We start from the raw sequence: 26,493 nt of genomic DNA, 5'->3' as shown, positions 1-26,493 counted from the left end.
CACGGTTACCGATCCGTTAACGGCGACCCTGTCGGTGAGAGGCCTTTGCCGCAATCGAAACCGGTTGTTAACCTTAACGCGTCCCCTTCCTCTGCCTCCTTCAGTGCAAACGCCGCAGCTTGGGTTTCGGTTGCCGAAATCCGGCGCCGGGCTCAGCGGATCGGCGGGTAGAGATCCTCGACGATTGCCCGCGAATCATGGCGCAGGTCGAGCATGCCGTAGGTATTGCGGAAGACACCGCCGAGCCGCGTCTCAGTGAAGGCATCGGCGGTCTGGCCCAATCCCAGCCGGCGCATGGAGGCGCTGGCGCCCGCCAGGGCCAGCTGCTCGGCCAGCAACCGGCAGGCGCCTTCGTCCGCCAGCGCCATCGCCATCGCGGCGCGCAGGACACCGGGCGTGCCGCCGGCGGTCTCGGCCATGTCCGCCTCGATCGTCGAGATCACCGTGTCGAAGGCCTGCGGGTCGCGCTGCAGGATGCGGGCGAGGTCGAGGGCCATCACGTTGCCGGAGCCCTCCCAGATCGCGTTGACCGGGGCTTCGCGATAGGCGCGGGCAAGCCTGCCGTCCTCGACATAGCCATTGCCGCCGAGACACTCCATTGCCTCGTATGTCAGCCCCGGGGCCATCTTGCAGACCCAGTATTTGGTGACCGGGGTCATCACCCGCGCCCAGGCGGCGTCTGCCTCGGAGGCCGCCTCCCCCGTTCGCCGGTCGAAGGCTTCGGCGAGCCGGAAGGACAGCACCGTCGCGGCCGCAACGTCCAGCGCCATGTCGGCCAGGACGCGCACCATCTGCGGCTGCTCGATCAGCGTCTTGCCGAACACCCGGCGTTCCCGGGCGTGATGGACCGCCTCGGCGAGCGCGCCACGCATCAGGCCCGCGGAGGCCAGCGCACAGTCGAGGCGGGTCAGCGTCACCATTTCGATGATGGTCTTCACGCCCTTGCCGGGATCGCCGACACGCCGCGCGTCGGCGTCGACGAACTCGACCTCGGAGGAGGCGTTGGAGCGGTTGCCGAGCTTGTCCTTCAGCCGCTGGAAATGCAGCCCGTTCAGCGAGCCATCGTCGCGGCGCCGGGGCATCAGGAAGCAGGTCGGCCCCTCCTGCGTCTGCGCCAGAACGAGGAACCCGTCGGACATCGGTGCCGACATGAACCATTTGTGCCCGGTCAGCCGATAATGCCCGCCGCCGGCATCGACGGCGCGGGTGGTGTTGGCCCGCACGTCGGTACCGCCCTGCTTCTCGGTCATGCCCATGCCGAGAGTGATGCCGGCCTTGGTCAGCGGCGCCTTGACGCTGGGGTCGTACTGCCGCGTGGCGATCACCGGCAGCCAGGCATCGCGCAGCTTCGGCGCCGCCGCGAGCGCCGCGACCGACGCGCTGGTCATGGTCACCGGGCACAGATGGCCGCATTCGACCCCGGCCGTCATGTAGAAGCGCGCGGCCCGCACCGCATGGCGGCGCCCGACCTCCTCCTCCGGCCCCTGCCAGATCGAGGCGTGCAGCCCGTCGGCGACCGAGCGCCGCATCAGGGCGTGATAGGCGGGATGATAGTCGATCAGTTCCAGCCGCCGGCCCTTCTCGTCGAAACGACGCAGGCGCGGCGTCTCGATATTGGCAAGCCGCGCCAGATCATGGGCCTCGAATGAGCCGCAGAATCGTCCGTGCCGCTCCAGTGTCGTCAGGACCAGGTCAGGAAAATCGGCGGCCAGGAGACGCAGCAGCGGATCGCCGCGAAAGGCGTTGAAACCAGCATAGTCGGAGGACTGGTTGGTCACCTCGTGGGTGTGGAAATTCGTCTCGGCCACACGCGACTCCTGTGCTTCACTTGCTCTCGATCCTTGCCGCTAAACCACGGATTGCCTATAGGCGTCGTTTTAATGAGCGCGACCCTGCCTTTTCCCCCGTTCGGCCAGCGACACCTTCTGGGTATCGCCCGCCTGCAACCCCACGAGATCGAACAACTGATCGATCTGGCCGAGGCGGAGGTGGCGGTCAGCCGCCGGCGCGACAAGAAGAAGTCGACGCTGAAGGGCCGCACCCAGATCAACCTGTTCTTCGAGGCCTCGACCCGCACCCAGGCGTCGTTCGAACTGGCCGGCAAGCGGCTGGGCGCCGACGTCATGAACATGGCGGTCGCCAATTCGTCGGTGAAGAAGGGCGAGACCCTGATCGACACGGCGATGACGCTCAACGCCATGCAGCCGGACATCCTGATCGTGCGGCACCATTCGGCCGGCGCCGTGGCGCTGCTGGCCCAGAAGGTCGCCTGCTCGGTGGTCAATGCCGGCGACGGCGCGCATGAGCACCCAACCCAGGCGCTGCTCGATGCGCTCACCATCCGCCGCCACAAGGGCCGCATCGCCCGGCTCACGGTGACGATCTGCGGCGACGTGCTGCACAGCCGCGTCGCGCGCTCCAACATCCTGCTCCTCAATGCGCTGGGCGCCCGGGTCCGCGTCGTCGCCCCGGCAACACTGCTGCCGAGCGGCATCGAATCGATGGGCGTCGAGGTCTACCGGCGCATGGAAGACGGGCTGAAGGACGCGGACGTGGTGATGATGCTGCGCCTGCAGCGCGAGCGCATGGAGGGCTCCTTCGTGCCGTCGGTGCGGGAGTATTTCCGCTATTTCGGCCTCGATGCGGCCAAGCTGCGCCACGCCCGGCCCGACGCGCTGGTCATGCATCCCGGGCCGATGAACCGCGGCGTCGAGATCGCCTCGGAGATCGCCGACGGGCCGCAGAGCGTCATCGAGGAACAGGTGGAGATGGGCGTCGCCGTGCGCATGGCCGTGATGTCGGCCCTCATCGGCGGACCGGAGGCCTCGGCATGAGGGTTGCAGCTCCGACCGTCATCGAGCATGTGCGGATCATCGACCCGGCCCGGTCGCTGGACGCGGTCGGCACGGTCGTCGTCGTCGACGGCCATATCGTCGCCGCGGGCGCCGACGCGCTCAACCAGGGCGCGCCCGACGGCGCCGAGATCGTCGACGGCCGAGGCCTGCTGCTGGTGCCCGGGCTCGTCGACGCACGGGTGTTCATCGGCGAGCCGGGCGGCGAACACCGCGAGACCATCGCCTCGGCCTCGGCGGCGGCGGCGGCCGGCGGCGTCACCTCGATCCTCACCATGCCCGACACCAATCCGGTGGTCGACGAAGTGGCGATCGCCGAATTCGTCATGCGGACGGCGCGCGATACCGCCGTCGTCAACGTCTTCCCCGCGGCAGCGCTCACCCGCGGCCTGAAGGGCAAGGAGATGAGCGAGATCGGCCTTCTCACCGGGGCCGGCGTGCGCGCTTTCACCGACGGCCGCCACACCATCGCCGACCCGGTGCTGCTGCGCCGGATCATGACCTATGCGCGCGATTTCGATGCCCTGGTCATGCACGAAACGCAGGATGCGGCGCTGACCGGCAACGGCGTCATGAACGAGGGGCTGCTGGCCTCCTGGCTGGGCCTGCCGGGCGCGCCGGCCGAAGCCGAGATCATTCCGCTGGAGCGCGACCTGCGGCTCGCCGTCCTCACTGGCTGCCGCTACCACGCCGCCAAGCTCTCGCTGGGCGAATCGGCGGACGTCATGCGGCGGGCCAAACGGCGCGGCATCGCGGCGACGGCCGGCGTGTCGATCAATCATCTGTCGCTGAACGAGAACGACATCGGCGAATACCGCACCTTCTTCCGCCTGTCGCCGCCGCTGCGGCGCGAGGAGGATCGCGCCGCCATGGTCGAGGCGCTGGCCGACGGCACCATCGACATCATCGTTTCGTCCCACGATCCGCAGGACGCCGACGGCAAGCGCCGGCCCTTCGCCGAGGCCGAGAGCGGCGCGATCGGCCTGGAGACGCTGCTGCCGGCGGCGCTGCGGCTGCATCATTCCGGCGCCGTGCCGTTGGCGCGCATCATCGAGGCGGTGACCGCCGCTCCGGCAAAGCTCCTCGGCCTCGATCGCGGCACGCTGGCGCCCGGATCCGTCGCCGACATGGCGCTGGTCGATCTGGAAGCGCCGTTCCTGTTCAGCGAGGACCGCATCCGCTCGCGCTCCAAGAACACCGCCTTCGAGAACGCCCGCTTCCAGGGCCAGGTCTTGCGGACCTTCGTCGCGGGCCGCACAGTCTTTTCGGAATCGGACCGGAGCGGGGGCTGAATGGTGGATTGGGACTCAAGCCTCTGGCCGATCTGGCTGGCCTGCGTTGCTGGCGGTTATCTCGTCGGCTCGATTCCCTTCGGGCTGATCTTCGCGCGGCTCTTCGGCCTCGGCGACATCCGCAAGATCGGTTCGGGCAATATCGGCGCGACCAACGCGCTGCGGACCGGCAACAAGCCGATGGCGGCGCTGACGCTGGCCGGTGACGTCCTCAAGGGCACCGTGCCGGTCCTGATCGCCTCGCGCTGGGGCGGCGAAGCGGCGATCCTCGCGGGTCTCGCGGCGTTTCTCGGCCACCTCTTCCCGGTCTGGGTCGGGTTCAAGGGCGGCAAGGGCGTCGCCACCTATCTCGGCATCCTGCTCGGCATCGCGCCCATCGGCGTCCTGGTCTTCGCGGTGGTCTGGCTCTCGGTGGCCTTCCTCTTCCGCTATTCCTCGCTGGCGGCGCTCGCCGCCACGCTGGTCGTGCCGGTGGTCTATGTCGCGCTCGGCTACATAGACGCGGCCGCCCTCACCGCGATCCTGACCGCCATCGTTTATATCCGCCATCACGCCAATATCCGCCGGCTGCTGGCCGGCACGGAGGGCAAGATCGGAGCCAAGGGGTGAGCCCCTCTGACGCCCCTCCCCACGGCGTCAGACTTCCCGACGAGACGCGGCTCGCCTGGCTCCGGCTGATCCGCAGCGAGAATGTCGGCCCCGCCACCTTCCGATCGCTGATCAACCGCTATGGCGGCGCCGAGGCGGCACTCGCGGCGCTGCCGGAACTCGCAGCGCGGGGCGGCCGCAGCGTTCGCGTCGAGAGCCTTGCCGCGGCCGAGGACGAGATGAACCGGGCCAGCCGCATGGGCGCCCGCTTCATCTGTCTCGGCGAGCCCGACTACCCGCCGCTCCTCAAGGCCACCGAGAGCGCGCCGCCGGTGCTGGCGGTGATGGGCACCGAGACGGTTCTCCATCAGCCCGCCGTCGCTATGGTGGGGGCCCGCAACGCCTCGCTCTCGGGGATCAAGCTTACCCGCCAGTTTGCCGACGAGATCGGCCGGGCCGGCTACGTCGTCGTCTCGGGCCTTGCACGGGGCATCGATGCCGCCGCGCACGAGGCGGCGCTGACCACCGGCACGATCGGCGTCTTTGCCGGCGGCCTCGACCGGCCCTACCCCGACGAGAACCGGCCGCTGATGCGCCGGATCATCGACGAAGGCGGATGCCTCCTGTCCGAGCGGCCGTTCGGATGGGAGCCGCGCTCGCGCGATTTTCCCCGGCGCAACCGGCTCGTTGCCGGCTTGGCCCTGGGTCTCGTCGTGACCGAGGCGGCGCTGCGTTCGGGCTCACTGATCAGCGCGCGGATCGCCGCCGAGATCGGGCGGATCGTCTTTGCCGTGCCCGGATCGCCGCTCGACCCGCGGGCCGCCGGTGCCAATCAGCTTCTGAAGAATGGCGCGATCCTGGCGACCGAGGCGAACGACGTGACCGCGGCGCTGCGACCGTTGGACGACCGCATGGGCTGGATGCCGCCCGCCATCGAGGAACCGCCCTCGGGCCAGGAAACCGACGAGCCGGCCAAGGGCGAACGCGAGCGCATCATCGAGACGCTCGGGCCGACGCCGATCGATGTCGACGACATCATCCTCCACACCGGTGCGCGGCCCGGTGTCGTGCAACTCGTGCTTCTCGAACTCGATCTGGCGGGCCGCCTCGAGCGACATCCGGGCGGACTGGTCTCGCTACTTCTCTGAGCGCCGGGCACCGGACGTGAGCTGATGCTCGGCCTCGAGCCGCGCCATCTCCAGGAAATAACCCAGCAACGAGTTATGCGGCGCGCCGAATACAACCTTCAGTTGCGTCAACATGTCGCTCACGTAGCGCAGGCTCGCTTCCCGGTCCTCTGGATGTGCTGTCATGGTCGGCACGCTCCCGAACGCGGTTTGAACCGGCCACTGATCCTGCAGCCCACCGCCTCGTCTGCAGGTTGGGATTATAGAGATTTTCCCTTATTGGTTGCAACCTTCGCGGGGTCCCGATCCCGCCGGGGTTGACCGGTCGCGCCGGACTGTCCATGTGACGGTGCGGTCGACGCGCTGTTCGTCGCTGAATTCTCCGCCGCACAGGCGACCTTACCGGGTCGCATCTCTCTTCTCTCAGGACTGCCTTGTCATGGATGTCGTCATCGTTGAATCGCCCGCCAAAGCGAAGACGATCAACAAGTATCTCGGCAGCAACTACCAGGTGATCGCCTCCTATGGTCACGTCCGCGACCTGCCGGCCAAGGACGGCTCGGTGCGCCCGGACGAGGACTTCGCGATGAGCTGGGAGGTCGGCAAGCCGTCCGTGAAGCGAATCAGCGAGATCGCCCAGGCGGTCAAGAAGGCCGACGGCCTCGTGCTCGCCACCGATCCGGATCGCGAAGGCGAAGCGATTTCCTGGCACGTCCTGGAAGTGTTGCGGCAGAAGAAGGTGATCGGCACCAAGCCGGTCAGCCGGGTGGTGTTCAACGCCATCACCAAGAAGGCCGTGCTCGACGCGATGGCCAATCCGCGCGCCATCGACGAGCCGCTGGTGGACGCCTATCTCGCCCGCCGCGCCTTGGACTATCTCGTCGGCTTCACCCTGTCGCCGGTGCTGTGGCGCAAGCTGCCCGGCGCCCGCTCGGCGGGCCGCGTCCAGTCGGTGGCGCTGCGCCTCGTCTGCGACCGCGAAGCCGAGATCGAGCGCTTCAAGAAGGAAGAGTACTGGCAGATTGCCGCGATGCTGGCGACGCCGCGCGGCGACGATTTCCGCGCCCGCCTCACCGGCTTCGGCGGCGACAAGCTGCAGAAGATGTCGATCGGCGACGGCGACAAGGCCGAGACGATCCGCGCCATGCTGGACGGGGCGACCTACCGGGTCGACAGCGTCCAGGCCAAGCCGACCAAGCGCAATCCGGGCCCTCCCTTCACCACCTCGACGCTGCAGCAGGCGGCCTCCGCCAAGCTCGGCTTCTCGGCCTCGCGCACCATGCAGGTCGCGCAGCGGCTCTATGAAGGTGTCGATGTGGGCGGCGAGACCGTCGGCCTGATCACCTATATGCGGACCGACGGCGTGCAGATGGCGCCCGAGGCGATCGCCGACGCGCGCAAGTCGATCGGTGCCGCTTTCGGCGAGCGCTATGTTCCGGAAAAGCCACGCTATTATTCGAGCAAGGCCAAGAACGCGCAGGAGGCCCATGAGGCCATCCGCCCGACCGAGTTCGGTCGCGCGCCCAAGGATGTCGAGCGCTATCTCGACCGTGACCAGGCACGCCTCTACGACCTGATCTGGAAGCGCTGCATCGCCAGCCAGATGGCCTCCGCTGAGATCGAGCGCACCACCGCCGAGATCGTCGCCACCAATGGAGGCGAGACCGCGACCCTGCGCGCTACCGGCCAGGTCATCAAGTTCGACGGCTTCATCGGCGCCTATGTCGAGCACCGCGACGACAGCAAGGCGAGCGATCCGGGTGACGAGGACGACGACCGCGCCCGGCTGCCGGAAATCCTCGCCGACGAGGATCTGGCCAAGCGCGCCATCGAGGCCTCGCAGCACTTTACCGAGCCGCCGCCGCGCTATTCCGAGGCGTCGCTGATCAAGAAGATGGAAGAGCTCGGCATCGGCCGGCCCTCGACCTATGCCTCGACGCTGCAGACCCTGGAGGATCGCGGTTATGTCGTGCAGGAGGCCCGCAAGCTTCTGCCCGACGCCAAGGGGCGTCTTGTCACAGCGTTCCTGCACAATTTCTTCGAGCGCTATGTCGAGTACGACTTCACCGCGGCGCTGGAAGAGAAGCTCGACCTGATCTCGGCCGGCCAGCTCGCCTGGAAGGACGTGCTGCGCGAGTTCTGGCAGAACTTCTCCGCACAGGTCGACGGCACCAAGGAACTGCGGGTCACCAATGTTCTGGACGCGCTGAACGTCGAACTCGGCCCGCTGGTCTTCCCGCCCAAGGAAGACGGCACCGAGCCGCGTGCCTGCCCGCGCTGCGGCAACGGCCAGCTGTCGCTGAAGCTCGGCAAGTTCGGCGCCTTTGTCGGCTGCTCGAACTATCCCGATTGCGGCTATACCCGCCAGCTCGGCACCAACATGTCGGGCGACGGTGCGGCCGCCGACGAGGGTCCGTCGGATCTCGGCGTCGATCCGGAAACCGGCGAGCCGGTGACCCTGCGCACGGGTCGTTTCGGCCCCTATGTCCAGCGCGGCGAAGGCAAGGAAGCCAAGCGTTCGTCCCTGCCCAAGGGCTGGCAGGCCAGCGAGATGGATCTCGACAAGGCGCTGCGGCTGCTGTCGCTGCCCCGCGAGGTCGGCCTGCATCCCGAAAGCGGCAAGCCGATCCTGGCCGGTCTCGGGCGCTACGGGCCGTTCCTCAACCATGACGGCATGTACGCCAATCTCGAGACCATCGAGGACGTGTTCGAGGTCGGCCTCAACCGGGCCGTCACCGTCATTGCGGAGAAGAAGGAAAAGGGCGGCCGCGGACGCGGCACCCCCGCGGCGCTGGCGACCCTCGGCGAGCATCCCGAATATGGTGGCCAGATCACCGTTCGGGACGGCCGCTTCGGGCCCTATGTGAATGTTGGCAAGGTCAATGCGACGCTGCCCAAGGCCAAGGACCCCGCCAGCGTCACGTTGGAAGAGGCGATCCAGCTGATCAACGAGCGGGTTGAGAAGACCGGCAAGACGCCGAACGCCAAGAAGGCTCCTGCCAAGAAGCCGGCGGCCAAGAAGGCTGCCACGAAGAAGGCGCCCGCCAAGAAGGCCGCGCCCAAGAAGACGGCGGCGAAGGCCGATGCCGATGGCGAGGCAGCAGTGAAGAAGCCGGCGGCCAAGAAGGCGCCCGCGAAGAAGACTGCCACGGCCAGGAAGCCGGCGGCGAAGACAACCACCGAACCGCAGGCCGCCGACGATTCGGTGCCCTGGGATCAGGAGTAGACCTTGGCGAAAGGCCGGTCCCGGAACGACGCACCGCCCGAGCTCACGCGCGAGGCGGTGCTCCGCTTCATCGCGGACAATCCCGGCCGCGCCTCCAAGCGCGACATCGCCAAGGCCTTTGCGGTCAAGGGCGACGGGCGCGTCGCGCTCAAGGATCTTTTGGCCGATCTGCAGGCCGAGGGGCTGCTGGCGGGAAGCCGTAAGCGCTTCTCGACGCCGGGGGTCCTGCCGCCGGTGGCGGTTCTGGAAATCCGCAGCCGCGACGACGACGGCGGTCTCCTGGCCGAACCGGTGAGCTGGGACGAGGCCGTCGATGGCGAGCGGCCGCGTCTGGCCGTGCGGCAGGATCGCGCCAAAAGCCCGGCGGCGGGCCTCGGCGAACGCATCCTCGCCAGCATCGAGGAGGACGAGGGCGGCGCCCGGATCGCCCGGATCATCCGCGTTCTGGAGCAGCGCAAGACGACGGCCCTGGGCGTGTTCCGCGCCAAGCCCGGCGGCGGCGGCCGGGTCGAACCGGTCGAGCGCAAGCAGCCGGAATACGCCATCAAGCCCGGCGACGAGAACGGTGCGCGTAACGGCGACCTCGTGGCCGTCGAGCCGGGGCCGCGCGCGCGTCTCGGCCTGCCCTTCGCCACCGTGACCGATGTCGTTGGTTCGATGGAATCGGAGCGCGCGATCTCGACCATCGCACTGCATGCCCATTCCATTCCGCATGTCTTCCCGAAGGCGGTGCTGAGCGAGGCCGAGGCCGCCGGCCCGGCCAGCATGGCGCATCGCGAGGACTGGCGGTCGCTGCCGCTGGTCACCATCGACCCGGCCGACGCCAAGGATCACGACGACGCGGTCCATGCCGCGCCCGACGAGGACCCGGCCAATCCCGGCGGCATGGTGGTGACCGTCGCCATCGCCGACGTCTCCTATTACGTCCGCCCCGGCACCAAGCTCGATTCCGAGGCCCGGCTGCGCGGCAATTCGGTCTACTTCCCCGACCGGGTCGTGCCCATGCTGCCCGAGCGGATCTCCAACGACCTCTGCTCGCTGCGCGAGAATGTCGACCGGCCGGCGCTCGCCGTGCGGATGGTGCTCGGCGCCAATGGCGAGAAGCGGCACCACAGCTTCCACCGCGTGATGATGCGCAGCCACGCCAAGATCGCCTACGAGGCCGCCCAGGCGGCCATTGACGGGGCGACCGGCGACGTCGACCCGCATGTGACCGAGACGATGCTGAAGCCGCTCTGGGCGGCCTACGCACTGGCCCGCTCGGCGCGCGAACGCCGCCAGCCGCTCGACCTCGACCTGCCCGAGCGCAAGCTCAAGCTCGGCCCCGACGGCCGGGTGGAGAAGGTCGTCGTGCCGGCTCGCCTCGACGCCCACCGGCTGATCGAGGAGTTCATGATCCTCGCCAATGTGGCGGCGGCCGAGAGCCTCGAATCCAAGCGGCAGGCGCTGATCTACCGCGCCCATGACGCGCCGTCCCTGGCCAAGCTGGAATCCCTGCGCGAGTTCCTGCGCACGCTGGAAATCTCGCTGGCCAAGAGCGGCACGCTACGCCCCTCACACTTCAACGGCATCCTCAGCCAGGTGAAGGCCAGCGAGCACGAGAGCCTGGTCAACGAGGTCGTGCTGCGCTCCCAGTCGCAGGCGGTCTACTCGCCGGACAATATCGGCCATTTCGGCCTGAACCTCGACCGTTACGCGCATTTCACCTCGCCGATCCGCCGCTATGCCGATCTCATCGTGCACCGGGCGCTGGTCACCGCCTTCGATCTCGGCGAAGGCGGGCTCAGCCGCGAGGACGAGGAAAATCTCCAGGCGACCGCCGAGGAGATCTCGCGGGCCGAACGCCGGGCCATGGCGGCCGAGCGCGACACGGTCGACCGGCTGATCGCCCACCATCTGGCCGACCGGATCGGTGACGATTTCGAGGGACGCATAGCCGGCGTGACGAAAGCGGGGCTTTTCGTCGCGCTTCCGGCCTTTGGCGCCGATGGTTTCGTTCCCATATCGACACTGGGGAACGAGTTCTTCCATTATGACGAGGTCGGACGTTCGCTGGTTGGCGACCGCAGCGGCAACGGCTACCGCCTCGGCGACACCGTCGAGATTCGTCTGAAGGAGGCCATTCCGCTGGCCGGCTCGATGCAGTTCGAGATGCTCAGCGAGCCGCGCAAGCTGCCGCGCGAGGCGGGCTCGTTCCACAAGACCGGACGCAAGCAGCGCTTCGGCCGCCGCGAGAAGAACGTCGCCGGGAAGGTCAGGAAGAAACGATGAACAGTGTGACCATGCACGCAGACGCCGAGGCCCGGGCCAACAGCGCCGAAGGCGATCGCCCGCTCTGGCCGGCGCTCGTCAACGGCTTCCGTTGCCACTGCCCCAATTGCGGTGAAGGCAAGCTGTTCCGCAGCTATCTGCGCAGCGTCGACGACTGCACCGTGTGCGGCCAGGAGATCCACCATCACCGCGCCGACGATTTACCGCCCTATCTGACGATCTTCATCGTCGGGCATATCGTGGTCGCCCTCTTCATGGGAATCGAAGCCTCCTACGATTTGTCGATGTGGACGCATCTGGCGATGTGGGTTCCGGTCACGCTGGTGCTCTCGCTGGCACTCCTGCAGCCGCTGAAGGGCGCCACCATCGGCCTGCAATGGTCGCTGCGCCTCGGCGGCTTCGGCACCGAGGACGAGGCGGATCGCGTCGGGTGAGCGAGGCCGGTGATCCGCTCGCTACACTGAACGCCGAACGGGCGCGGCTTGCCCGGCCGAGCGGACTGCCGGCGGCCAAGGCGATCCGCGACGCCGGAACGCTGCTCATCGTCGACGACAGCGACGGCACGGCCCGCGTCCTGATGGGACGACGCTCCACGAAGCATGTCTTCATGCCGGGACGCTATGTCTTTCCCGGCGGCCGGGTCGATCCGTCCGATCTGGCGCTGGCCCGCGACTTCGCCCTCTCCGAACCTGCCCTCGACCGCCTCTGTGCCGGCCCCCCGGCCCGCTACGACCGACGGCGCGCCACCGCAACGGCGCTCGCCGCGATCCGGGAAACCTTCGAGGAGGCGGGCGCCATGATCGGCGCGCCCGGCAGCTTCGCCGGCAAGGGCGAGCACTGGAGCGTCTTCGGCGCACGCGGCATCCGCCCCGCCCCGGAGATGCTGGTGCCCATTGCGCGGGCGATCACGCCGCCTGGTCCCCCGCGGCGCTACGATACCCGCTTCTTCTGTGTCGCCGCCGATGCGATCGGCCATCAGCTCGCCCTCGACGAATTGCCGACGGACGAGCTGGAAGAGCTTGCCTGGGTCGATCTGAACGCGCTCCAGGAGCTGTCGCTGGCACCGATCACCCTGCGCATCGTCGGTGATCTGAAGGCGCGCATCGCCGACGGGACCTGGCGCGACCCGGCGCGGCCGATGCCGTTCTACCGGGCCATTCGCGGCCAGTTCGTACGCGAATCGCTCTGACGCAACGGGGCGGTGACCGATGGACAGGCAAACCGCCGACGACATCGTGGCCGAAGCGGAAGCCGGGATCGAACGCGTCGACTGGGTTGCCGCCGGCGCCGCCATCGCCTCGATCAGCGCCGTCGGCATCGCGCTCGGTCTCGGCCTGCCGCTGCTCAGCGTCATCCTCGAAAGCCGCGGCATCTCCACCACGATGATCGGCGCCAACACGGCTGTCGCGGGCGTCGCCTCGCTGCTGGCCGCGCCGCTCGTCACGCCCATTGCGCGCGTCCTCGGCGTGCGCCTGTCGATGCTGATCGCGATCGTCCTGTCCGGTGTCTCGGCCCTCGGCTTCTACTATTTCACCGCCTTCTGGACGTGGTTCCCGCTGCGACTGGTCTTCCACTTCGCCATCACCGCGCTGTTCGTCCTGTCGGAGTTCTGGATCAACGCCGCCGCGCCGCCGAGCCGCCGCGGTTTCATCCTCGGTATCTATGCGACCGTCCTGTCGCTCGGCTTCGCGCTTGGCCCCTACATCTTCTCGGTGGTGGGCTCGCAGGGCTTCCTGCCCTTCGCGATCGGCTCGGGCGTCATCTTCGCCTCGGCGATCCCGCTGCTGTTCGCCTGGGATCGTCAGCCGGCGCTGGGCGAGCGGCGCCACGGGGCGTTCTGGCGCCATATCGTATCGGTTCCCACGGCCACCGGCGCGGTGCTGATCTTCGGCGCGGTCGAAGCCGGGGGATTCGCCCTCTTCCCGATCTATGGCGAGCGGCTCGGCTACACGGAGGCCGCGGCGGCGCAATTGCTCATTGCCATCGGCCTCGGCAACGTCCTGATGCAGATCCCCATCGGACTGATCTCCGACCGCGTACGGGACCGGCGCTCGCTGCTGACCCTGTTCGCGGCGGTCGGGCTGGCCGGGACGCTGTGCCTGCCGCTTCTGGGCACCGACTGGTGGCTGATGGCGAGCCTTCTGTTCCTGTGGGGCGGTGTCGTGGCCGGCCTCTACACGGTCGGCCTTGCCCATCTCGGCTCGCGACTCGGGGGCGCCGATCTCGCCGCTGCCAACGCCGCCTTCGTGTTCTGCTATTCGGCCGGCATGCTGGTCGGTCCGCAGACCATCGGGTCTTCGATGGATCTCTTCGGCTACAACGGATTTGCCTGGGCCTTGGCGCTGTTCTTCGGGCTTTATCTGGTTCTCACCGTCGCCCGCATGGTCTGGGCCCGCGACCGGTCTTGACTTGGCTGCCGTCATGGCTATGGTCCGGCTCGAATTCGCCGACGCCCTGCGCCGGCGCATCGTCGCGTGCTACCGCTGCAGCGGCTTTTCGCGAATCGAACAATTTGGGTTTCCGCCGTCATCTGGACGAACGGCACCGGCACAGGGCCGGTCAGTTCGAGACGCGGCACGCATCAGCGAACGGATAGGGCCATGGCCAAGGCAACCACGATCAAGATCAAGCTCCTCTCGACCGCCGACACCGGCTTCTTCTACGTCGCGCGCAAGAACAGCCGCACGATGACGGAGAAGATGGTCAAGACCAAGTACGACCCGGTCGCGCGCAAGCACGTCGAGTTCCGCGAAGCCAAGATCAAGTAAGCTCCGGCAGGCCTTCGCCTGCCAGGGACGAATCGAGCGCCGCTCCGGCAACGGGGCGGCGCTTTTCGTCGTTCAGGCGGCGGTTGTGCGCGGACACAACCCAGAGTACCGTGATCGTGCGGCAGATGCATGCGGAGCCCGGACATGGCGAAGCATCTGATTCTGGTTCACGGGCGCTCGGTGAAACCAGCCGGCAGCCTGATGGCGGCGATGGTCGGGACAGCCCTTCGCGAGGGGTTGCGACGGGCCGACGCCGGGATCGCGCTGGCCGATCTCGAAGCCGGCGACCTCAAACTGTCCTTCATCTATTACGGCGACATCAACAACGAGATCGCGGCAGCCGATCCTGCCAAGCGCGCCATTCTCACCGCGACCAACGATCCGCGCTATGCGTTCCGGCCGGCCCTGCCCTTCGACCTGATCGAGGTGGGCTACGCCCTCACCTCGGCGCTGCGCCGCTTCAACCGGACGACCTATCGCGCCGTCCTGGCCGAGGCGGAGGACTGGCGGTTGCTCGACGAGGCGGCGGATATTGCCAGCCTGTTCGGCCAACTCTTCACCTTCGGCTTCCTGAACGATCGGCTGATCTCCGGCGCCCTGCCGGACCTCTCAGCCTATCTCACCTCGCAGATCGTCTCCTCGGCGATCCGCAGCCGGCTGCAGTCGGTGCTTCTCCCGGCGATGGAGGCGCGCGACGATATCTGCCTCCTGACCCACAGCATGGGCTGCATCGTCGCCTGGGACGTGTTGTGGAAGCTGTCCTACATGAGCGAATACGAGCCGCTGCGGGCGCGTGGCGGCCATGTCGCGCGCTGGATCACCTGCGGCTGCCCGCTGGGCGAACCCGGCGTGCGGCGCAATCTGCTCGGCGGCTGGGCACGAGCGAACGAGGAATTTCCGCGGCAGATCCGGCAATGGCGCAATATCCACGCCGAGGACGACTACATCGCCCATGTCGAGCGGATGCGGTCGACCTTCGGCGCGATGATGCGCGCCGGCTTCGTCGGGCAGATCAGCGACCGCAAGATCTACAATTGCTGGCACTATGCGGATGCGGCGACCGGGGCCCTCGTCTCCAACCCGCACGATCTCTACGGATACCTGATGCATCCGGCGATGGGCGCCGCCATCGCCGAATGGGCCCAGCACTGATCGCCGGCATGCCAGGCAGGCCGAGCGCTCCTCGCCGCCCTGTCCTCAGCTCCCCTTACAGCGGGATGTTGTCGTGCTTCTTCCAGGGGTTCTCGAGATCCTTGTTACGCAGCATTGCCAGCGCCCGCGAGACCCGGCGGCGGGTCGAATGCGGCATGATCACCTCGTCCACATAGCCCCGCTCGGCAGCGACGAAGGGCGACAGGAAGCGCTCCTCGTAGGCCTTGGTGTGGGCCGCCAGCTTCTCCGGATCCTTGGCGTCCTTGCGGTGGATGATCTCCGACGCCCCCTTGGCGCCCATCACCGCGATCTGCGCCGTCGGCCAGGCATAGTTGATGTCGCCGCGCAGATGCTTGGACGCCATGACGTCATAGGCGCCGCCGAAGGCCTTGCGGGTGATCACCGTGACCTTCGGCACGGTCGCCTCGGCATAGGCAAAGAGCAGCTTGGCGCCATGCTTGATCAGGCCGCCATATTCCTGCGCGGTCCCGGGCAGGAAGCCCGGCACATCGACGAAGGTGACCACGGGGATCGAGAAGCAGTCGCAGAAGCGCACGAAGCGCGCGGCCTTGCGCGAGGCGTCGGAATCGAGAACGCCGGCCAGCACCATCGGCTGGTTGGCGACGATGCCCACGGTGCGGCCCTCAATGCGGCCGAAGCCGGTGACGATGTTGCCGGCGAAGGCGGCCTGGATCTCGAAGAAGTCGCCCTCGTCGACGGTCTTCCGGATCAGTTCCTTGATGTCGTACGGCTTGTTGGCGTTGTCCGGGATCAGCGTGTCCAGCGACACGTCCTCGGCGGTCACCGACTGGCTGTAGTCGAGCTCGGGCACCGGCGAGGTGTTGGAGGCCGGCAGGAAGTCGATCAGCCGGCGCATCTGCAGCAGCGCGTCGACGTCGTTGTCATAGGCACCGTCGGCGATCGACGACTTCACCGTATGGATGGAGGCGCCGCCCAGTTCCTCGGCCGTCACCGTCTCGTTGGTCACGGTCTTCACCACGTCGGGACCGGTGACGAACATGTAGGAGGTATCGCGGACCATGAAGATGAAGTCGGTCATCGCGGGCGAATAGACGTCGCCGCCCGCGCAGGGGCCCATGATCACCGAAATCTGCGGGATGACGCCGGAGGCCAGGACATTGCGCTGGAAAATCTCGGCATAGCCGCCGAGCGCCGCGACGCCCTCCTGGATGCGTGCACCGCCGGCGTCGTAGAACCCAATGATCGGGGCGCGGTTGCGCAAGGCGAGGTCCTGGACCTTCTGCACCTTTTCGGCATGGGCCTCGGACAGAGAGCCGCCCAGCACGGTGAAGTCCTTGGCGAAGACGAAGACGGTGCGGCCGTTGACCGTGCCCCAACCGGTGACGACGCCGTCGCCGGGATAATGCTGCTGGTCCATGCCGAAATCGGTCGCCCGGTGCTGGACGAACATGTCGAACTCCTCGAAGGAGTCCTCGTCGAGAAACACCGTCAGCCGCTCGCGGGCGGTCAGCTTGCCCTTGGCGTGCTGCGCCTCGATCCGCTTCGTGCCGCCGCCTTCGCGGGCCTTCTCGCGCCGCGCCTCGAGTTCCGACAGCATGTCGCGCATTGCCTGTTTCCTCACCTGTTGCGTCTGTACGCGGTCCTTGCGACCGTCCTGCCCTGCGGGCAGACCATAGCAGTGCCGCCGCCCGGGTCGAGCGGCGACCGGCTTATTCGCTGTCCAGAAGGACGGCCGCGACCTGCATTTCCTGCCAGCGCAGTTCGCGGCGGGCGCTCGCCTCGTCGTCGGCGCCCCATTGTTCGATGTTCCAGTCCTCGTCGACATGCGCCCTCAGCCATACGTCCTCGGCCGTCAGATGCCCTTCGGCGAGGGCGAGAGCCAGCAGCGCCGATCCGGTCAGGGTCGTCGCCTGATGCATGGCCGCGACCTTGAAGGGATCGTCGATCCCGGCGAGGCGCTCCCGGAAGGCGGCGATCGCGGCGGGCGGCTGGGCGACATGCATGACGCCCTCGGTCAGAAGATACCGGGCGCCGAAGCTATCCCGCGCCCAGTCGAGCACCGGGTCCCAAAGCTCCTGCTGGCGCGCCACCAGCCGCTCCGGCGTGCCGGCGCGATAGAACAGGAGATCGGTCTCGATATAGCGGGCGAGATCGTCGCGCACCGGAATCGGATCGTCGGCGATCGCCTCGACCACGGTGTTGACCAGCCGGGTCATCGGCATGGTTGCCGGATCGATGCGCTCGCGCTGGGCATCCCATTCGGCGGCAACCACCTCGGCGGCCCTCTGCATGGGGACCGCGAGCGGCCGTCGGCCAGGCGTCTTCACCGGCCGGCCATCGAGGAGCACCGCGAAGCCGTCGTCGGTCGGCGCTAGCGTCACCTCGCTGTAGAAGCGCTTCGGCAGTTCAGCCTTCGCCTTGTCCTGCGTCATCCGTGTCTCTCATCTTGCGTGCCGCACACGGAGCGCTGTCAATCGCGTCGCACCACATGCCATTGTCGTCTGCCGGCCTCGCCGGACCCCGCCCTACAGCGCCGGAGCGGCTTGCCGCATCGCGGGCTGGATGATCGGGTCCGCCAGCCAGCGGTCCACGCTCTCGACCAGCCCGGTCACGGTTTCGGCGACGGCATAGGCGCCGGAGGCAAGCAGCGGCGCCGGCTCGTGCGTGCCCCAGGCAACCCCCAGGGCCGCGGCGCCTGCGGCCCGGGCCATTTCCATGTCGAAGATCGAATCGCCGACGACCAGCGCATCGCGCGGCGCAACGCCGAAGACCGTGCAGCATTCCTCGACCATCGCTGGATGCGGCTTGGACGGGCAGTCGTCCGCCGTGCGGACCGCGAGGAAGGCGTCGGTCAGGCCATGGGCCTCGCAGATCGAGGCGACGCCACGGCGCGACTTGCCGGTCACCAGCCCTACGAACACGTCGTCGCGCGCCGCCAGATCCTGGACCAGCGCCTTCATGCCGGGAAACAGATGCTCGCGGAAATCGGGATCGGCGCGCTGGATGCGGAAGGCTTGCCGATAACCGTCGACGAGAGTCGCGACGAGCGCCGGCTCGGCGACGGGATGCAGCCGCCGGATCGCCTGGTCGAGGGACAGGCCGATAATGCCCCGCGTCGCGGCATCCTCGGGCGCCGGCAGGCCGTGTGCCTCGAAGGCCAGGCGCATCGTGGCGCAGATGACCCCGCAGGAATCGGCAATCGTGCCGTCGCAATCGAACAGAACGGCCTTCATCAGTCGTTCATCGCCGTTTCGTCGAAGCCGAACAGATTGAAGGTCTGGATCATGTGGGGCGGCAGCGGTGCGATCTGGTCGATGAAGCCGCCGCTCGGATGCGGAATGACAATGCGGCGGGCGTGGAGGTGCAGCCGTTTCTGGACGCCGCCCGGAAACTCCCAGTTGGTGTCATGCTCGAAATATTTCGGGTCGCCCAGGATCGGGTTGCCGATATGCAGCGCGTGGACACGCAGCTGGTGGGTGCGGCCGGTATAGGGCTCCATCTCCACCCAGGAGAAGTTCTGCGCCAGGTTCTCGATGACCCGGTAATGGGTCAGCGCATGGTCGGCGCCCTCCTCGCCATGCTTGGCGGTCCGCATGCGGTCGCCGTCCGGCGTCTGTTCCTTGACGAGAAAGGTCGAGATGCGGCCCTCATGGGGCACCGGTACGCCCTTGAGGATGGCCCAGTAGGTCTTCTTGGTGTCGCGCTCGCGGAACGCCTTGGTCAGCGCGGTGGCCGCGCCGCGGGTGCGGGCGACGACCAGCACGCCGGAGGTGTCGCGGTCGAGGCGGTGGACCAGCCGGGGCTTCTCGCCCTTGCGGCTGCGCCAAGCCTCCAGCATCTTGTCGACATGCCGGTTCAGGCCGGAGCCGCCCTGCACGGCCAGTCCTGCCGGCTTGTTGAAGACGAAGACCTTCTCGTCCTCGTAGATCAGCATCTGCGACAACACCTCGTCATCGTGCTTGTCGCGCATGGTGTTGGCCGTCAGCGGCCCGATCTTCGGACGCCCCGCATCGCCGCTCATCGGCGGAATGCGAACCATCTGCCCGGGCTGCACCCGGGTATCGGTCTTGGCGCGACCACCGTCGATGCGCACCTGTCCCGAGCGCAGCAGCTTCTGCAGATGGCCGAAGCCCAGTCCCGGGTAGTGCAGTTTGAACCAACGATCGAGGCGCAATCCCGCCTCGTCATCCTCGATCCGTCTTTGTTCGACCGACGCCATTATCACATGCCTTCCGCTTGAACTGGTGCAGATAGCATCAGGCGAGCCCGCGCGCGAGGGCGAGACCGGCAAACAACGCCGCGATCCCCACAACCACCGACCCGATCACGTAGATCGCCGCCAATGTGTGGGATCCGCGCTCGGCCAACGCCATCGCATCGAGCGAAAAGGTCGAGAAGGTGGTGAAGCCGCCCAGGCATCCGGTGGCGACGAACAGGCGAACTTCCTGCGAGGCTCCGAAGCGTCGTGCCGCCAGCTCGATGAACAGCCCCATCAGGAACGAGCCGAAGACGTTCACGAAGACCGTGCCCCACGGAAATCCCGCGCCGAACAGGCGCATGGCAGCCATGCCGGAGAGGTGCCGGAGGGTGGCGCCGACGGCACCGCCGGCGGCAACGATGAGAAGCTGTGACATGGCCGCCTTCTAACCGATGGCGCGACGTGGCGTAAGATGCCGGAGAAGCCCGGTGTCGGCAGGCTGAGAACACCGTCCGAACGCAAGACGGCGGGGCCAGTGGCTGGCCCCGCCGTCGGTTTGTCGTCCTGGGAAGGCGGCCTATTCGGCGGCGCGCGCTTCCGCCTCGGCGTGCTGCTGGAACGGCTGCTTCAGCTCCCCATGGAGCCCGCGCAGGGTCGAATAGCAGAGCACGAGCAGCAGCACCGCGAAGGGAAGCCCCGTCGTGATCGCCGCCCCCTGCAGGGCCGCCAGACCACCGCCGATCAGCAGCGTGATCGCCACCAGACCTTCGAAGGTCGCCCAGAAGATGCGCTGGGGCACCGGCGCGTCGATCTTGCCGCCTGCCGTGATCGTGTCGATCACCAGCGAGCCGGAGTCCGACGAGGTCACGAAGAACACGATCACCAGGATGATGCCGATGAACGAGCTGATCGAGGACAGCGGCAGCTCGCCGAGCATGGCGAAAAGCTTGACCGACAGGTCGGCGTCCACGATCCCGGTGTAGCCGGCGATCGTTTCGGTCAGCGCGGTGCCACCGAAGATCGTCATCCAGATCACCGAAACGACGGTCGGGATGAGCAGCACGCAGGTGATGAACTCACGCACCGTACGACCGCGCGAAACGCGGGCAATGAACATGCCGACGAAGGGCGACCAGCTGATCCACCAGGCCCAGTAGAAGGTCGTCCAGCCGGTGCGATAGCCGTCATCGGTCCGGCCGAACGGGTTCGACAGCGGGATCACCTCGCGCAGATAGGCGACGGAGTTGCCGAAGAAGCCGTAGACGAGATCCATCGTCGGCCCGACTGCAAAGATGAACAGCATCAGCAGCAGCGCCAGGACCATGTTCAGCTCCGACAGCCGCTTCACGCCACCGTCGAGGCCGGCCACGACCGACACCAGCGCGACGGCGGTGATCAGACAGATCAGCACGATCTTGGACAGGAGCGAATCCGGCACGCCGAACAGGAAGTTGAGACCGGACACCGCCTGCTCCGCACCGAAGCCGAGCGAGGTCGCCAGACCGAACAGCGTGGCGAAGACCGCCAGGATGTCGATCAGATGGCCGGGCCAGCCCCAGGTCTTCTCGCCGAGCAGCGGATAGAAGGCCGAGCGGATGGTCAGCGGCAGACCGAGATTGTAGCTGAAGAAGGCGAGGGCCAGCGCCACCACGGCGTAGATCGCCCAGGGATGCAGCGCCCAGTGGTAGATCGTGGCGGCCATGCCAAGACGGCGTGCCGCCTCGATGTCGCCGGGAGCGCCACCCAGCGGTGCAGCCGAGCCGCCTTCCATGGCGGCGGTGAAGTGGGTGATCGGCTCGGACACGCCGTAGAACATCAGGCCGATGCCCATGCCGGCGGCGAACAGCATCGCGAACCAGCCGAAATAGCCGTAGTCCGGACGCGCGTCCTTTCCGCCGAGCCGGATCTTGCCGTAGGGCGAGACGATCAGGAACAGGCAGAACAGCACGAAGATGTCGCCGGCGATGATGAACAGCCAGTCGAAGGTGTTGGTGATCGCCGGACGCAGCCACCCGAAGAAGCCGTCCGCCATCGTCGGGAACAGCAGGGTGAAGGTGACGAAGGCGATGATGACGCCGGCGGAAATCGGGAAAACCGGATTATGAATATCCAGCCCGAACCGTTGCATGTTGTCTTGACCGACCTCGTAATCGGTTATCGAATGTTCGGCCAATTGGCCCGGTTCGAGAGACATCTGAACCTCGCTTTGCACGATTATGGAAATTCGGGGGCGTCAAACGAAGCCCGGACGATCAAGCCGCCATATTGCCACAGATCGGGCACGCGGACACTCCGGCGATATTCTCACCGATGCTGATTACTTGGTGTCGCGGGAAAAGTATCAACCCCTGCGGTCACGATTGCGGCGAAGTTTCGCCCAATTTTGAAGCCGGTCGCCGATCGGGATCTCTGCACCACGATCAGTCGGCCGGTAGAATTGCTGCCGGTCCATCTCGTCCGGAAAATAGTCCTGACCGGAAAACGCGTCGGGCGCGTCATGGTCATAGGCGTATCCGGAGCCGTAGCCCTCGTCGCGCATCAGCGCAGTCGGGGCATTGAGAATGTGTTTCGGCGGCAGCAACGAGCCGTGTTCCTTCGCCGCGCGCATGGCCGCCTTGTAGGCGGTGTAGACGGCGTTGGATTTCGGTGCGCTCGCCAGATAGACGGTCGCCTCGGCCAGCGCGAGTTCGCCCTCCGGCGATCCGAGATAGTCGAAGGCGTCCTTGGCGGCGAGCGCAATGCCCAGCGCGCGGGGATCGGCCAGTCCGATATCCTCGGAAGCCATGCGCACCAGACGGCGGCCGAGATACAGGGGGTTCTCCCCTGCGTCAAGCATGCGGCACAGCCAGTAGAGGGCGGCGTCCGGGTCCGAGCCGCGCACCGACTTGTGCAGCGCGGAAATCAGATTGTAATGGCCGTCCTGGCCCTTGTCGTAGACCGGCGCGCGCCGCTGGACGATCTCCTGCAAACCCGCGGCATCGAAGATCTCGCCCTTGCGGCTGGCGCGCCAGACCTCCTCGGCCAGCGTCAGCGCGGCGCGGCCGTCGCCATCCGCCATGCGCAGCAGCACCGCCCTCGCCTGTTCGTCGAGCGGTAGTGCCATGCCTTCGGTCGCCTCGGCCCGCTCCAGCAGCTTCACGAGGCTGGCGGAACCGTGCGGCTTGAAGGTCAGTACCCGTGCGCGCGACAGGAGAGCGGCGTTGAGCTCGAAGGACGGGTTCTCGGTCGTGGCGCCGACGAGGACGACGGTGCCGTCTTCCATGACCGGCAGGAAGGAATCCTGCTGGGCGCGGTTGAAGCGGTGGATCTCGTCGACGAAGAGCAGCGTGCGCCTGCCGTTGGAGCGACGCAGCCGCGCCGCCTCGAACATCTTCTTCAGATCGGCGACGCCGGAAAAGATCGCCGAGATCTGCTCGAAGGCGTAGTCCACCTCATGGGCGAGCAGCCGCGCCACGGTGGTCTTGCCGGTGCCCGGCGGACCCCAGAAGATCATCGAACCGAGGCTCGTCGCCTCGAGCATGCGCGACAGGACCCCGCCCTCGCCCGTCAGATGTTCCTGGCCGACGACCTCGCCGAGCTGGCGCGGTCGCAGCCGGTCGGCCAGCGGCCGGGAGCGGTCGTTCCGATCGTCCACCGCCGTTGCGGATGGCCGCGGCCGCTCGCTCGGAGCGCCGCCACCGTCGCCGAAGAGATCCGCCATGTCAGCGCACCCGCCGCGCCAGGCGGCGTCCGTTCCGGTCGATCTCGAAGCTCCAGCCGCGATTGCTGTCGATGGCTGCGGCCTCAAGTTCCCTGGTGGTCGTCACCGGCTCGCCGTTGACGGCGAGGACGATGTCCCCCGGCCGCAACCCGAAACGCTGCGCGAGCGAGCCGCGCGCCACCTCCGCCACGAGCACGCCGGTCTTTTCGAGCGGCATGTCGAACTCCTCCGCCACGCGCGGCGACAGGTTGAGGACGGTGGCCCCGGCGAACGGGTTCTGCCCGTCGATGGTGCGGGCGTCGCGCGGCGGTATCTCCGGCGCCGGCTGCAGCGGCAGTTCCAGCGTGCGGCGCTCATCGCCGCGCAGCACCGTCAGACTTACGGTCTTGCCGATCCCGGCCGTCGCCAACCGGTACCCCAGGGCATCTGCGCCGCCGACCTCGAGGCCGTCCACCGCCAGGATCACGTCGCCGACCGCAAGGCCTGCCGCCTCGGCGGGACCACCGGGCATGATGCCCCGGACGAGGGTTCCCGACGGGCGATCGAGCCCCACCGCCTCGGCGATGTCGGCGGTCACCGGCACGAAGCTCGCCCCGATGAAGGGCCGCTCGAAGCGGCCGCCGGCCTTGGCCGAACGGATGAAGCTCGCCACCATGTTGGCGGGAATGGCGAAGCCGACGCCGTTGGAGCCGCCCGAGCGCGAGAAGATGGCGGTGTTCACCCCGACCAGTTCCCCCGACATGCCGATCAGCGCGCCGCCGGAATTGCCGGGATTGATCGCCGCATCGGTCTGGATGAAGAAGCCGAAATCGTCGACGCCGATATGGGTTCGGGCGAGCGCCGAGACGATGCCGCTGGTCACCGTCTGGCCGATGCCGAAGGGATTGCCGATCGCCAGGACGAGATCGCCGATCTGCAACCGGTCCGAATCGGCGATCGGCAGGGTCGGGAACGGCCCCTCGCCCTCGATCTTCAGCACCGCCAGATCGACGCTGTCGTCCTTGAGCAGGACCTCGGTTTTGAACTCGCGCCCGTCGGCAAAGCCGATCTTCACCTCGTCCGCGTCGGCCACGACATGGTTGTTGGTAACGACGAGCCCCGACGCATCGACGATGACGCCGGAGCCGAGGGACGATTCCATCCGCGGCTGGCGATTGCGCGGCTGGCCGAAGAACTGACCGAAGAAGGGATCGCCGGCGAAGGGCGAGCGCTGCGCCGGGACGGCCCGCGCGGCATAGACATTGACCACCGCTGGCGCAGTCCGCTTCACCAGAGGTGCGAAGGAAAGCTGGATCTGCGTCTGGCTCGCCGGCACGCGGGCATCGGCCTCCCCGACGGGGGATGACGGCACCGGCTGCCCGGCCGGGGCGGTGTCGGCCTCGGCGACGCGGGTCTCGCCGTCATCGAGGAGGGGGACGAAACCATCGCCCGGCGCCGCGCTGCCCGCCGCATCCTGCCCCAGGGACGGCTTCGGATCACCGCCGTCGAAGAGGTCGAGATAGGGGGCTGCGAGCACCCCGGCGCCAATCAGTAGACCCGCAAGAATCAGTTTCATCTGCATATCCGGTCCGCCGTGGTGGCTCGGCAGCATCGGCCCGGCACTGTGAACAGGCGCTGGAACCGGATGCTGCCTTGCGAAAAGTCACGCCGCGCAGTGGCGGCCTGCTTTCGCATAGACCAGACCGCGGACGCGAAAAAGGGGCCGTTGCGGCCCCTTCCTCGTCATTGCGATCTGTGTGGCTGACGTCGCCTAGTCTGCGACCGCCGTCTGCGTGCTGGTCGCAACCGCCTCGTCAGGCAGGTCGGCCGTCGCGTAGCTGGCGGTCAGGACGCCAAATGCCGCCATGGCACACAGGAGGGTCAGAAAAGTGCGTCGCATGGAGAGCCGGCCCGTGGTGTTCATGATGTCCGCATTTTTCATAGAAGTTGTTTCATCCGCGTAAATGTCGCCACTTTTGCGTGGCTGCGTCCCGTTCTTGAGGGCAAAAGCGTTCGGCCGCCAAAAGGTTGCCTCGTTTTGAACGAAATTTCTGCTGGCTCCCCCGAGACCCCGCCTATGCCACGCCCCGGCGGCCCTCGCCATGGCATTTGCATCACACTTACCGAATACGCGAAATGCGTAGCAGCCGAAGCTGGAGCGGCCCATGCGGGCTTGTCTCAGACGGTCCGCGGCAGCTGCGGGATGCTCTGCGCCATCGCGGCGACGGCATCTTCCGGGGGCCGTGCCGACAGGCCGAGAATGTCGCGCGCCGGCGTGGTGTCGAGCGATTTGCGACGACCGAGTTCGGGCACGGCGGCGCGTGCCTGCGGTGACAGGATCGCGGCAAGCCGCACCACGCGATCCGGCAATGTCCAGCGCGGCAGGCGGCGTGCTTTACCGGGACAGGCCTCGCCCACCACCTTGCCGATCTCGATCAGGCTGAGCGTGCCGCTGGACAGGGCGAAACGCCGTCCGGACACTGACGGCGCCGTCATCGCCGCCAGATGCGCGTCGGCGACGTCGCGGACGTCGGCGAGCGCGAAGGCCAGATCGGGAACGACGGGCATGCGCCCCTCCATCACGGCCCGGATCAGCGCTGCCGACGTGCCCTCGCCTCCCGGCGCGCCTGCCCCCAGCAGCGGACCGAGAACCAGTGCCGGATTGATCGCGACCAGGTCGAGCCCCGCGTCTCGCGCCGCATCCCAGGCAGCGCGTTCGGCGAGGGTCTTCGACAGGGCATAGCCGGAGATGTCGGGGCTTTCGGTGTCGGACCAGTCGGCCGCGCCGTAGTACTCCCCAGGGCGCGGAGGATGGGCCGAATAGATCGCCGCGGCCGACGACGTCAGGACGATCCGCTCGGCGCCGGCGCGTTCCGCGGCGGCCATCACCCGCAGGGTGCCGTCCACGGCTGCCGGAACCAGCGCATGCCGGTCGCGTGGCGGGCTTGCGGGGAATGGCGATGCGCTGTGCAGCACGTAGCGGCAGCCTGCGGCCGCCTCCATCCAGCCGGCGTCGTCAGTGAGGTCCCCAGCGACGAAGGACAGCCGATCGATATCCGCACCGGCGGCGGCGAGCAGGCCGCGAACGGCGTCTGCCTTGTCGAGCCCGCGCACCGTTCCGCGCACATCGTAGCCGGCCCGGAGCAGACGCAGCGCCACATGGCCGGCGATGAAGCCCGATATGCCGGTGAGCAGCACCCGATCCCGCGCCATCGCTAGCCTCCTCGTTCGTGCTGTCCCACGCCGCACGACTACGCGCGGGTCAGCCGGTCACCCTCCGGCAGATAGCGTGGGGTGGAGCGGACATGAAAAAGGGGCCACATGGGCCCCTCGTTCCTCGTTCCGATGATCGGGTCGA

General features: G+C 67.6%; 23 protein-coding genes. 11 read left to right on the top strand and 12 right to left on the bottom strand.

Annotation, left to right across the window (positions count from 1 at the left end):
- Positions 1-152: 152 nt before the first annotated feature.
- Entirely contained in the window at positions 153-1,808 is a 1,656-nt protein-coding gene (locus H536_RS0117710; RefSeq protein WP_024351718.1) for an acyl-CoA dehydrogenase family protein, read from the bottom strand.
- 72 nt (positions 1,809-1,880) lie between these two features.
- Between H536_RS0117710 and H536_RS0117705 the strand changes: the two genes are divergently transcribed.
- Genes H536_RS0117705 through dprA form a run of 4 tightly spaced genes read left to right on the top strand, consistent with a single transcriptional unit; the run spans position 1,881 to position 5,880 of the window.
- Positions 1,881-2,834, top strand: a complete 954-nt coding sequence (locus tag H536_RS0117705; RefSeq protein WP_009209692.1) for an aspartate carbamoyltransferase catalytic subunit — start codon at positions 1,881-1,883, stop codon at positions 2,832-2,834.
- The gene (locus H536_RS0117700; protein ID WP_024351717.1) at positions 2,831-4,144 is read left to right on the top strand and encodes a dihydroorotase; all 1,314 of its coding nucleotides are present in this window, start codon (positions 2,831-2,833) and stop codon (positions 4,142-4,144) included. The genes H536_RS0117705 and H536_RS0117700 overlap by 4 nt, the downstream gene beginning before the upstream one ends.
- Positions 4,145-4,753, top strand: coding sequence for a glycerol-3-phosphate 1-O-acyltransferase PlsY (gene plsY, locus H536_RS0117695; RefSeq protein ID WP_024351716.1), 609 nt, complete (start codon positions 4,145-4,147; stop codon positions 4,751-4,753).
- Entirely contained in the window at positions 4,750-5,880 is a 1,131-nt protein-coding gene (dprA, locus tag H536_RS0117690; protein ID WP_024351715.1) for a DNA-processing protein DprA, read from the top strand. Before plsY ends, dprA begins: the two co-directional genes overlap by 4 nt.
- On the opposite strand, the gene H536_RS24495 is transcribed toward dprA, so the two are convergent.
- Entirely contained in the window at positions 5,869-6,045 is a 177-nt protein-coding gene (locus H536_RS24495) for a hypothetical protein (RefSeq protein WP_155898540.1), read from the bottom strand. The two genes, dprA and H536_RS24495, sit on opposite strands and share 12 nt — an antisense overlap.
- 253 nt (positions 6,046-6,298) lie before the next feature.
- On the opposite strand from H536_RS24495, the gene topA reads away from it, so the two are divergent.
- From topA to H536_RS0117650, 7 genes are all read left to right on the top strand, one after another.
- Positions 6,299-9,085: a type I DNA topoisomerase gene (gene topA, locus H536_RS0117680; protein ID WP_024351714.1), complete on the top strand. Its 2,787-nt coding sequence runs from the start codon at positions 6,299-6,301 to the stop codon at positions 9,083-9,085.
- Between the two features lie 3 nt (positions 9,086-9,088).
- On the top strand, positions 9,089-11,356 hold the full coding sequence (gene rnr, locus H536_RS0117675) for a ribonuclease R (protein WP_024351713.1): 2,268 nt from the start codon (positions 9,089-9,091) through the stop codon (positions 11,354-11,356).
- The gene (locus H536_RS0117670) at positions 11,353-11,790 is read left to right on the top strand and encodes a DUF983 domain-containing protein (RefSeq protein WP_024351712.1); all 438 of its coding nucleotides are present in this window, start codon (positions 11,353-11,355) and stop codon (positions 11,788-11,790) included. The genes rnr and H536_RS0117670 overlap by 4 nt, the downstream gene beginning before the upstream one ends.
- The gene (locus tag H536_RS0117665; RefSeq protein WP_024351711.1) at positions 11,787-12,545 is read left to right on the top strand and encodes an NUDIX hydrolase; all 759 of its coding nucleotides are present in this window, start codon (positions 11,787-11,789) and stop codon (positions 12,543-12,545) included. The genes H536_RS0117670 and H536_RS0117665 overlap by 4 nt, the downstream gene beginning before the upstream one ends.
- Before the next feature lie 19 nt (positions 12,546-12,564).
- A complete protein-coding gene (locus H536_RS0117660) occupies positions 12,565-13,764 on the top strand; it encodes an MFS transporter (RefSeq protein WP_024351710.1) in 1,200 nt (399 codons plus the stop codon).
- Between the two features lie 192 nt (positions 13,765-13,956).
- A complete protein-coding gene (gene rpmG / locus H536_RS0117655) occupies positions 13,957-14,124 on the top strand; it encodes a 50S ribosomal protein L33 (RefSeq protein ID WP_024351709.1) in 168 nt (55 codons plus the stop codon).
- A gap of 144 nt (positions 14,125-14,268) precedes the next feature.
- Positions 14,269-15,276 carry a hypothetical protein gene (locus H536_RS0117650; RefSeq protein WP_024351708.1) on the top strand — a complete coding sequence of 336 codons (1,008 nt, stop codon included), beginning with the start codon at positions 14,269-14,271 and terminating at the stop codon, positions 15,274-15,276.
- Between the two features lie 55 nt (positions 15,277-15,331).
- Here H536_RS0117650 and H536_RS0117645 read toward each other — a convergent pair whose 3' ends face one another.
- The 10 genes from H536_RS0117645 to H536_RS0117600 form a co-directional block, all read right to left on the bottom strand.
- A complete protein-coding gene (locus H536_RS0117645; RefSeq protein WP_024351707.1) occupies positions 15,332-16,864 on the bottom strand; it encodes an acyl-CoA carboxylase subunit beta in 1,533 nt (510 codons plus the stop codon).
- A 103-nt stretch (positions 16,865-16,967) separates the two neighbouring features.
- Complete coding sequence (locus H536_RS0117640; protein WP_024351706.1) at positions 16,968-17,690, bottom strand: ATP12 family chaperone protein; 723 nt, start codon at positions 17,688-17,690, stop codon at positions 16,968-16,970.
- Between the two features lie 93 nt (positions 17,691-17,783).
- Positions 17,784-18,491, bottom strand: a complete 708-nt coding sequence (locus tag H536_RS0117635; RefSeq protein WP_024351705.1) for an HAD-IA family hydrolase — start codon at positions 18,489-18,491, stop codon at positions 17,784-17,786.
- Positions 18,491-19,477: an RluA family pseudouridine synthase gene (locus H536_RS0117630; RefSeq protein ID WP_024351704.1), complete on the bottom strand. Its 987-nt coding sequence runs from the start codon at positions 19,475-19,477 to the stop codon at positions 18,491-18,493. Before H536_RS0117630 ends, H536_RS0117635 begins: the two co-directional genes overlap by 1 nt.
- A gap of 37 nt (positions 19,478-19,514) precedes the next feature.
- Complete coding sequence (gene crcB / locus H536_RS0117625) at positions 19,515-19,892, bottom strand: fluoride efflux transporter CrcB (RefSeq protein ID WP_024351703.1); 378 nt, start codon at positions 19,890-19,892, stop codon at positions 19,515-19,517.
- Between the two features lie 141 nt (positions 19,893-20,033).
- Entirely contained in the window at positions 20,034-21,650 is a 1,617-nt protein-coding gene (locus tag H536_RS0117620) for a BCCT family transporter (RefSeq protein WP_024351702.1), read from the bottom strand.
- A 147-nt stretch (positions 21,651-21,797) separates the two neighbouring features.
- Positions 21,798-23,156: a replication-associated recombination protein A gene (locus tag H536_RS0117615; protein ID WP_024351701.1), complete on the bottom strand. Its 1,359-nt coding sequence runs from the start codon at positions 23,154-23,156 to the stop codon at positions 21,798-21,800.
- A 1-nt stretch (position 23,157) separates the two neighbouring features.
- Complete coding sequence (locus tag H536_RS0117610) at positions 23,158-24,717, bottom strand: DegQ family serine endoprotease (protein ID WP_373279292.1); 1,560 nt, start codon at positions 24,715-24,717, stop codon at positions 23,158-23,160.
- A 189-nt stretch (positions 24,718-24,906) separates the two neighbouring features.
- Positions 24,907-25,077: a hypothetical protein gene (locus H536_RS24490; protein ID WP_155898538.1), complete on the bottom strand. Its 171-nt coding sequence runs from the start codon at positions 25,075-25,077 to the stop codon at positions 24,907-24,909.
- A 236-nt stretch (positions 25,078-25,313) separates the two neighbouring features.
- Entirely contained in the window at positions 25,314-26,348 is a 1,035-nt protein-coding gene (locus H536_RS0117600) for an NAD-dependent epimerase/dehydratase family protein (RefSeq protein ID WP_024351699.1), read from the bottom strand.
- Between the last annotated feature and the right edge of the window lie 145 nt (positions 26,349-26,493).

Source organism: Aurantimonas coralicida DSM 14790, assembly GCF_000421645.1.
Taxonomy (GTDB): Bacteria; Pseudomonadota; Alphaproteobacteria; order Rhizobiales; family Rhizobiaceae; genus Aurantimonas; species Aurantimonas coralicida.
Note: the sequence above shows the minus strand (reverse complement) of the source record. Positions and strands in the feature narration are given on the sequence as shown.

Bases quoted from the DNA above. Each gene is read 5' to 3' on its own strand.
- H536_RS0117705 (WP_009209692.1), top strand. From the start codon at position 1,881: ATGAGCGCGACCCTGCCTTTTCCCCCGTTCGGCCAGCGACACCTTCTG.
- H536_RS0117700 (WP_024351717.1), top strand. From the start codon at position 2,831: ATGAGGGTTGCAGCTCCGACCGTCATCGAGCATGTGCGGATCATCGAC.
- plsY (WP_024351716.1), top strand. From the start codon at position 4,145: ATGGTGGATTGGGACTCAAGCCTCTGGCCGATCTGGCTGGCCTGCGTT.
- H536_RS24495 (WP_155898540.1), bottom strand. From the start codon at position 6,045: ATGACAGCACATCCAGAGGACCGGGAAGCGAGCCTGCGCTACGTGAGC.
- topA (WP_024351714.1), top strand. From the start codon at position 6,299: ATGGATGTCGTCATCGTTGAATCGCCCGCCAAAGCGAAGACGATCAAC.
- H536_RS0117670 (WP_024351712.1), top strand. From the start codon at position 11,353: ATGAACAGTGTGACCATGCACGCAGACGCCGAGGCCCGGGCCAACAGC.
- H536_RS0117660 (WP_024351710.1), top strand. From the start codon at position 12,565: ATGGACAGGCAAACCGCCGACGACATCGTGGCCGAAGCGGAAGCCGGG.
- rpmG (WP_024351709.1), top strand. From the start codon at position 13,957: ATGGCCAAGGCAACCACGATCAAGATCAAGCTCCTCTCGACCGCCGAC.
- H536_RS0117650 (WP_024351708.1), top strand. From the start codon at position 14,269: ATGGCGAAGCATCTGATTCTGGTTCACGGGCGCTCGGTGAAACCAGCC.
- H536_RS0117645 (WP_024351707.1), bottom strand. From the start codon at position 16,864: ATGCGCGACATGCTGTCGGAACTCGAGGCGCGGCGCGAGAAGGCCCGC.
- H536_RS0117640 (WP_024351706.1), bottom strand. From the start codon at position 17,690: ATGACGCAGGACAAGGCGAAGGCTGAACTGCCGAAGCGCTTCTACAGC.
- H536_RS0117635 (WP_024351705.1), bottom strand. From the start codon at position 18,491: ATGAAGGCCGTTCTGTTCGATTGCGACGGCACGATTGCCGATTCCTGC.
- H536_RS0117630 (WP_024351704.1), bottom strand. From the start codon at position 19,477: ATGGCGTCGGTCGAACAAAGACGGATCGAGGATGACGAGGCGGGATTG.
- crcB (WP_024351703.1), bottom strand. From the start codon at position 19,892: ATGTCACAGCTTCTCATCGTTGCCGCCGGCGGTGCCGTCGGCGCCACC.
- H536_RS0117620 (WP_024351702.1), bottom strand. From the start codon at position 21,650: ATGTCTCTCGAACCGGGCCAATTGGCCGAACATTCGATAACCGATTAC.
- H536_RS0117615 (WP_024351701.1), bottom strand. From the start codon at position 23,156: ATGGCGGATCTCTTCGGCGACGGTGGCGGCGCTCCGAGCGAGCGGCCG.
- H536_RS0117610 (WP_373279292.1), bottom strand. From the start codon at position 24,717: ATGCAGATGAAACTGATTCTTGCGGGTCTACTGATTGGCGCCGGGGTG.
- H536_RS24490 (WP_155898538.1), bottom strand. From the start codon at position 25,077: ATGAAAAATGCGGACATCATGAACACCACGGGCCGGCTCTCCATGCGA.
- H536_RS0117600 (WP_024351699.1), bottom strand. From the start codon at position 26,348: ATGGCGCGGGATCGGGTGCTGCTCACCGGCATATCGGGCTTCATCGCC.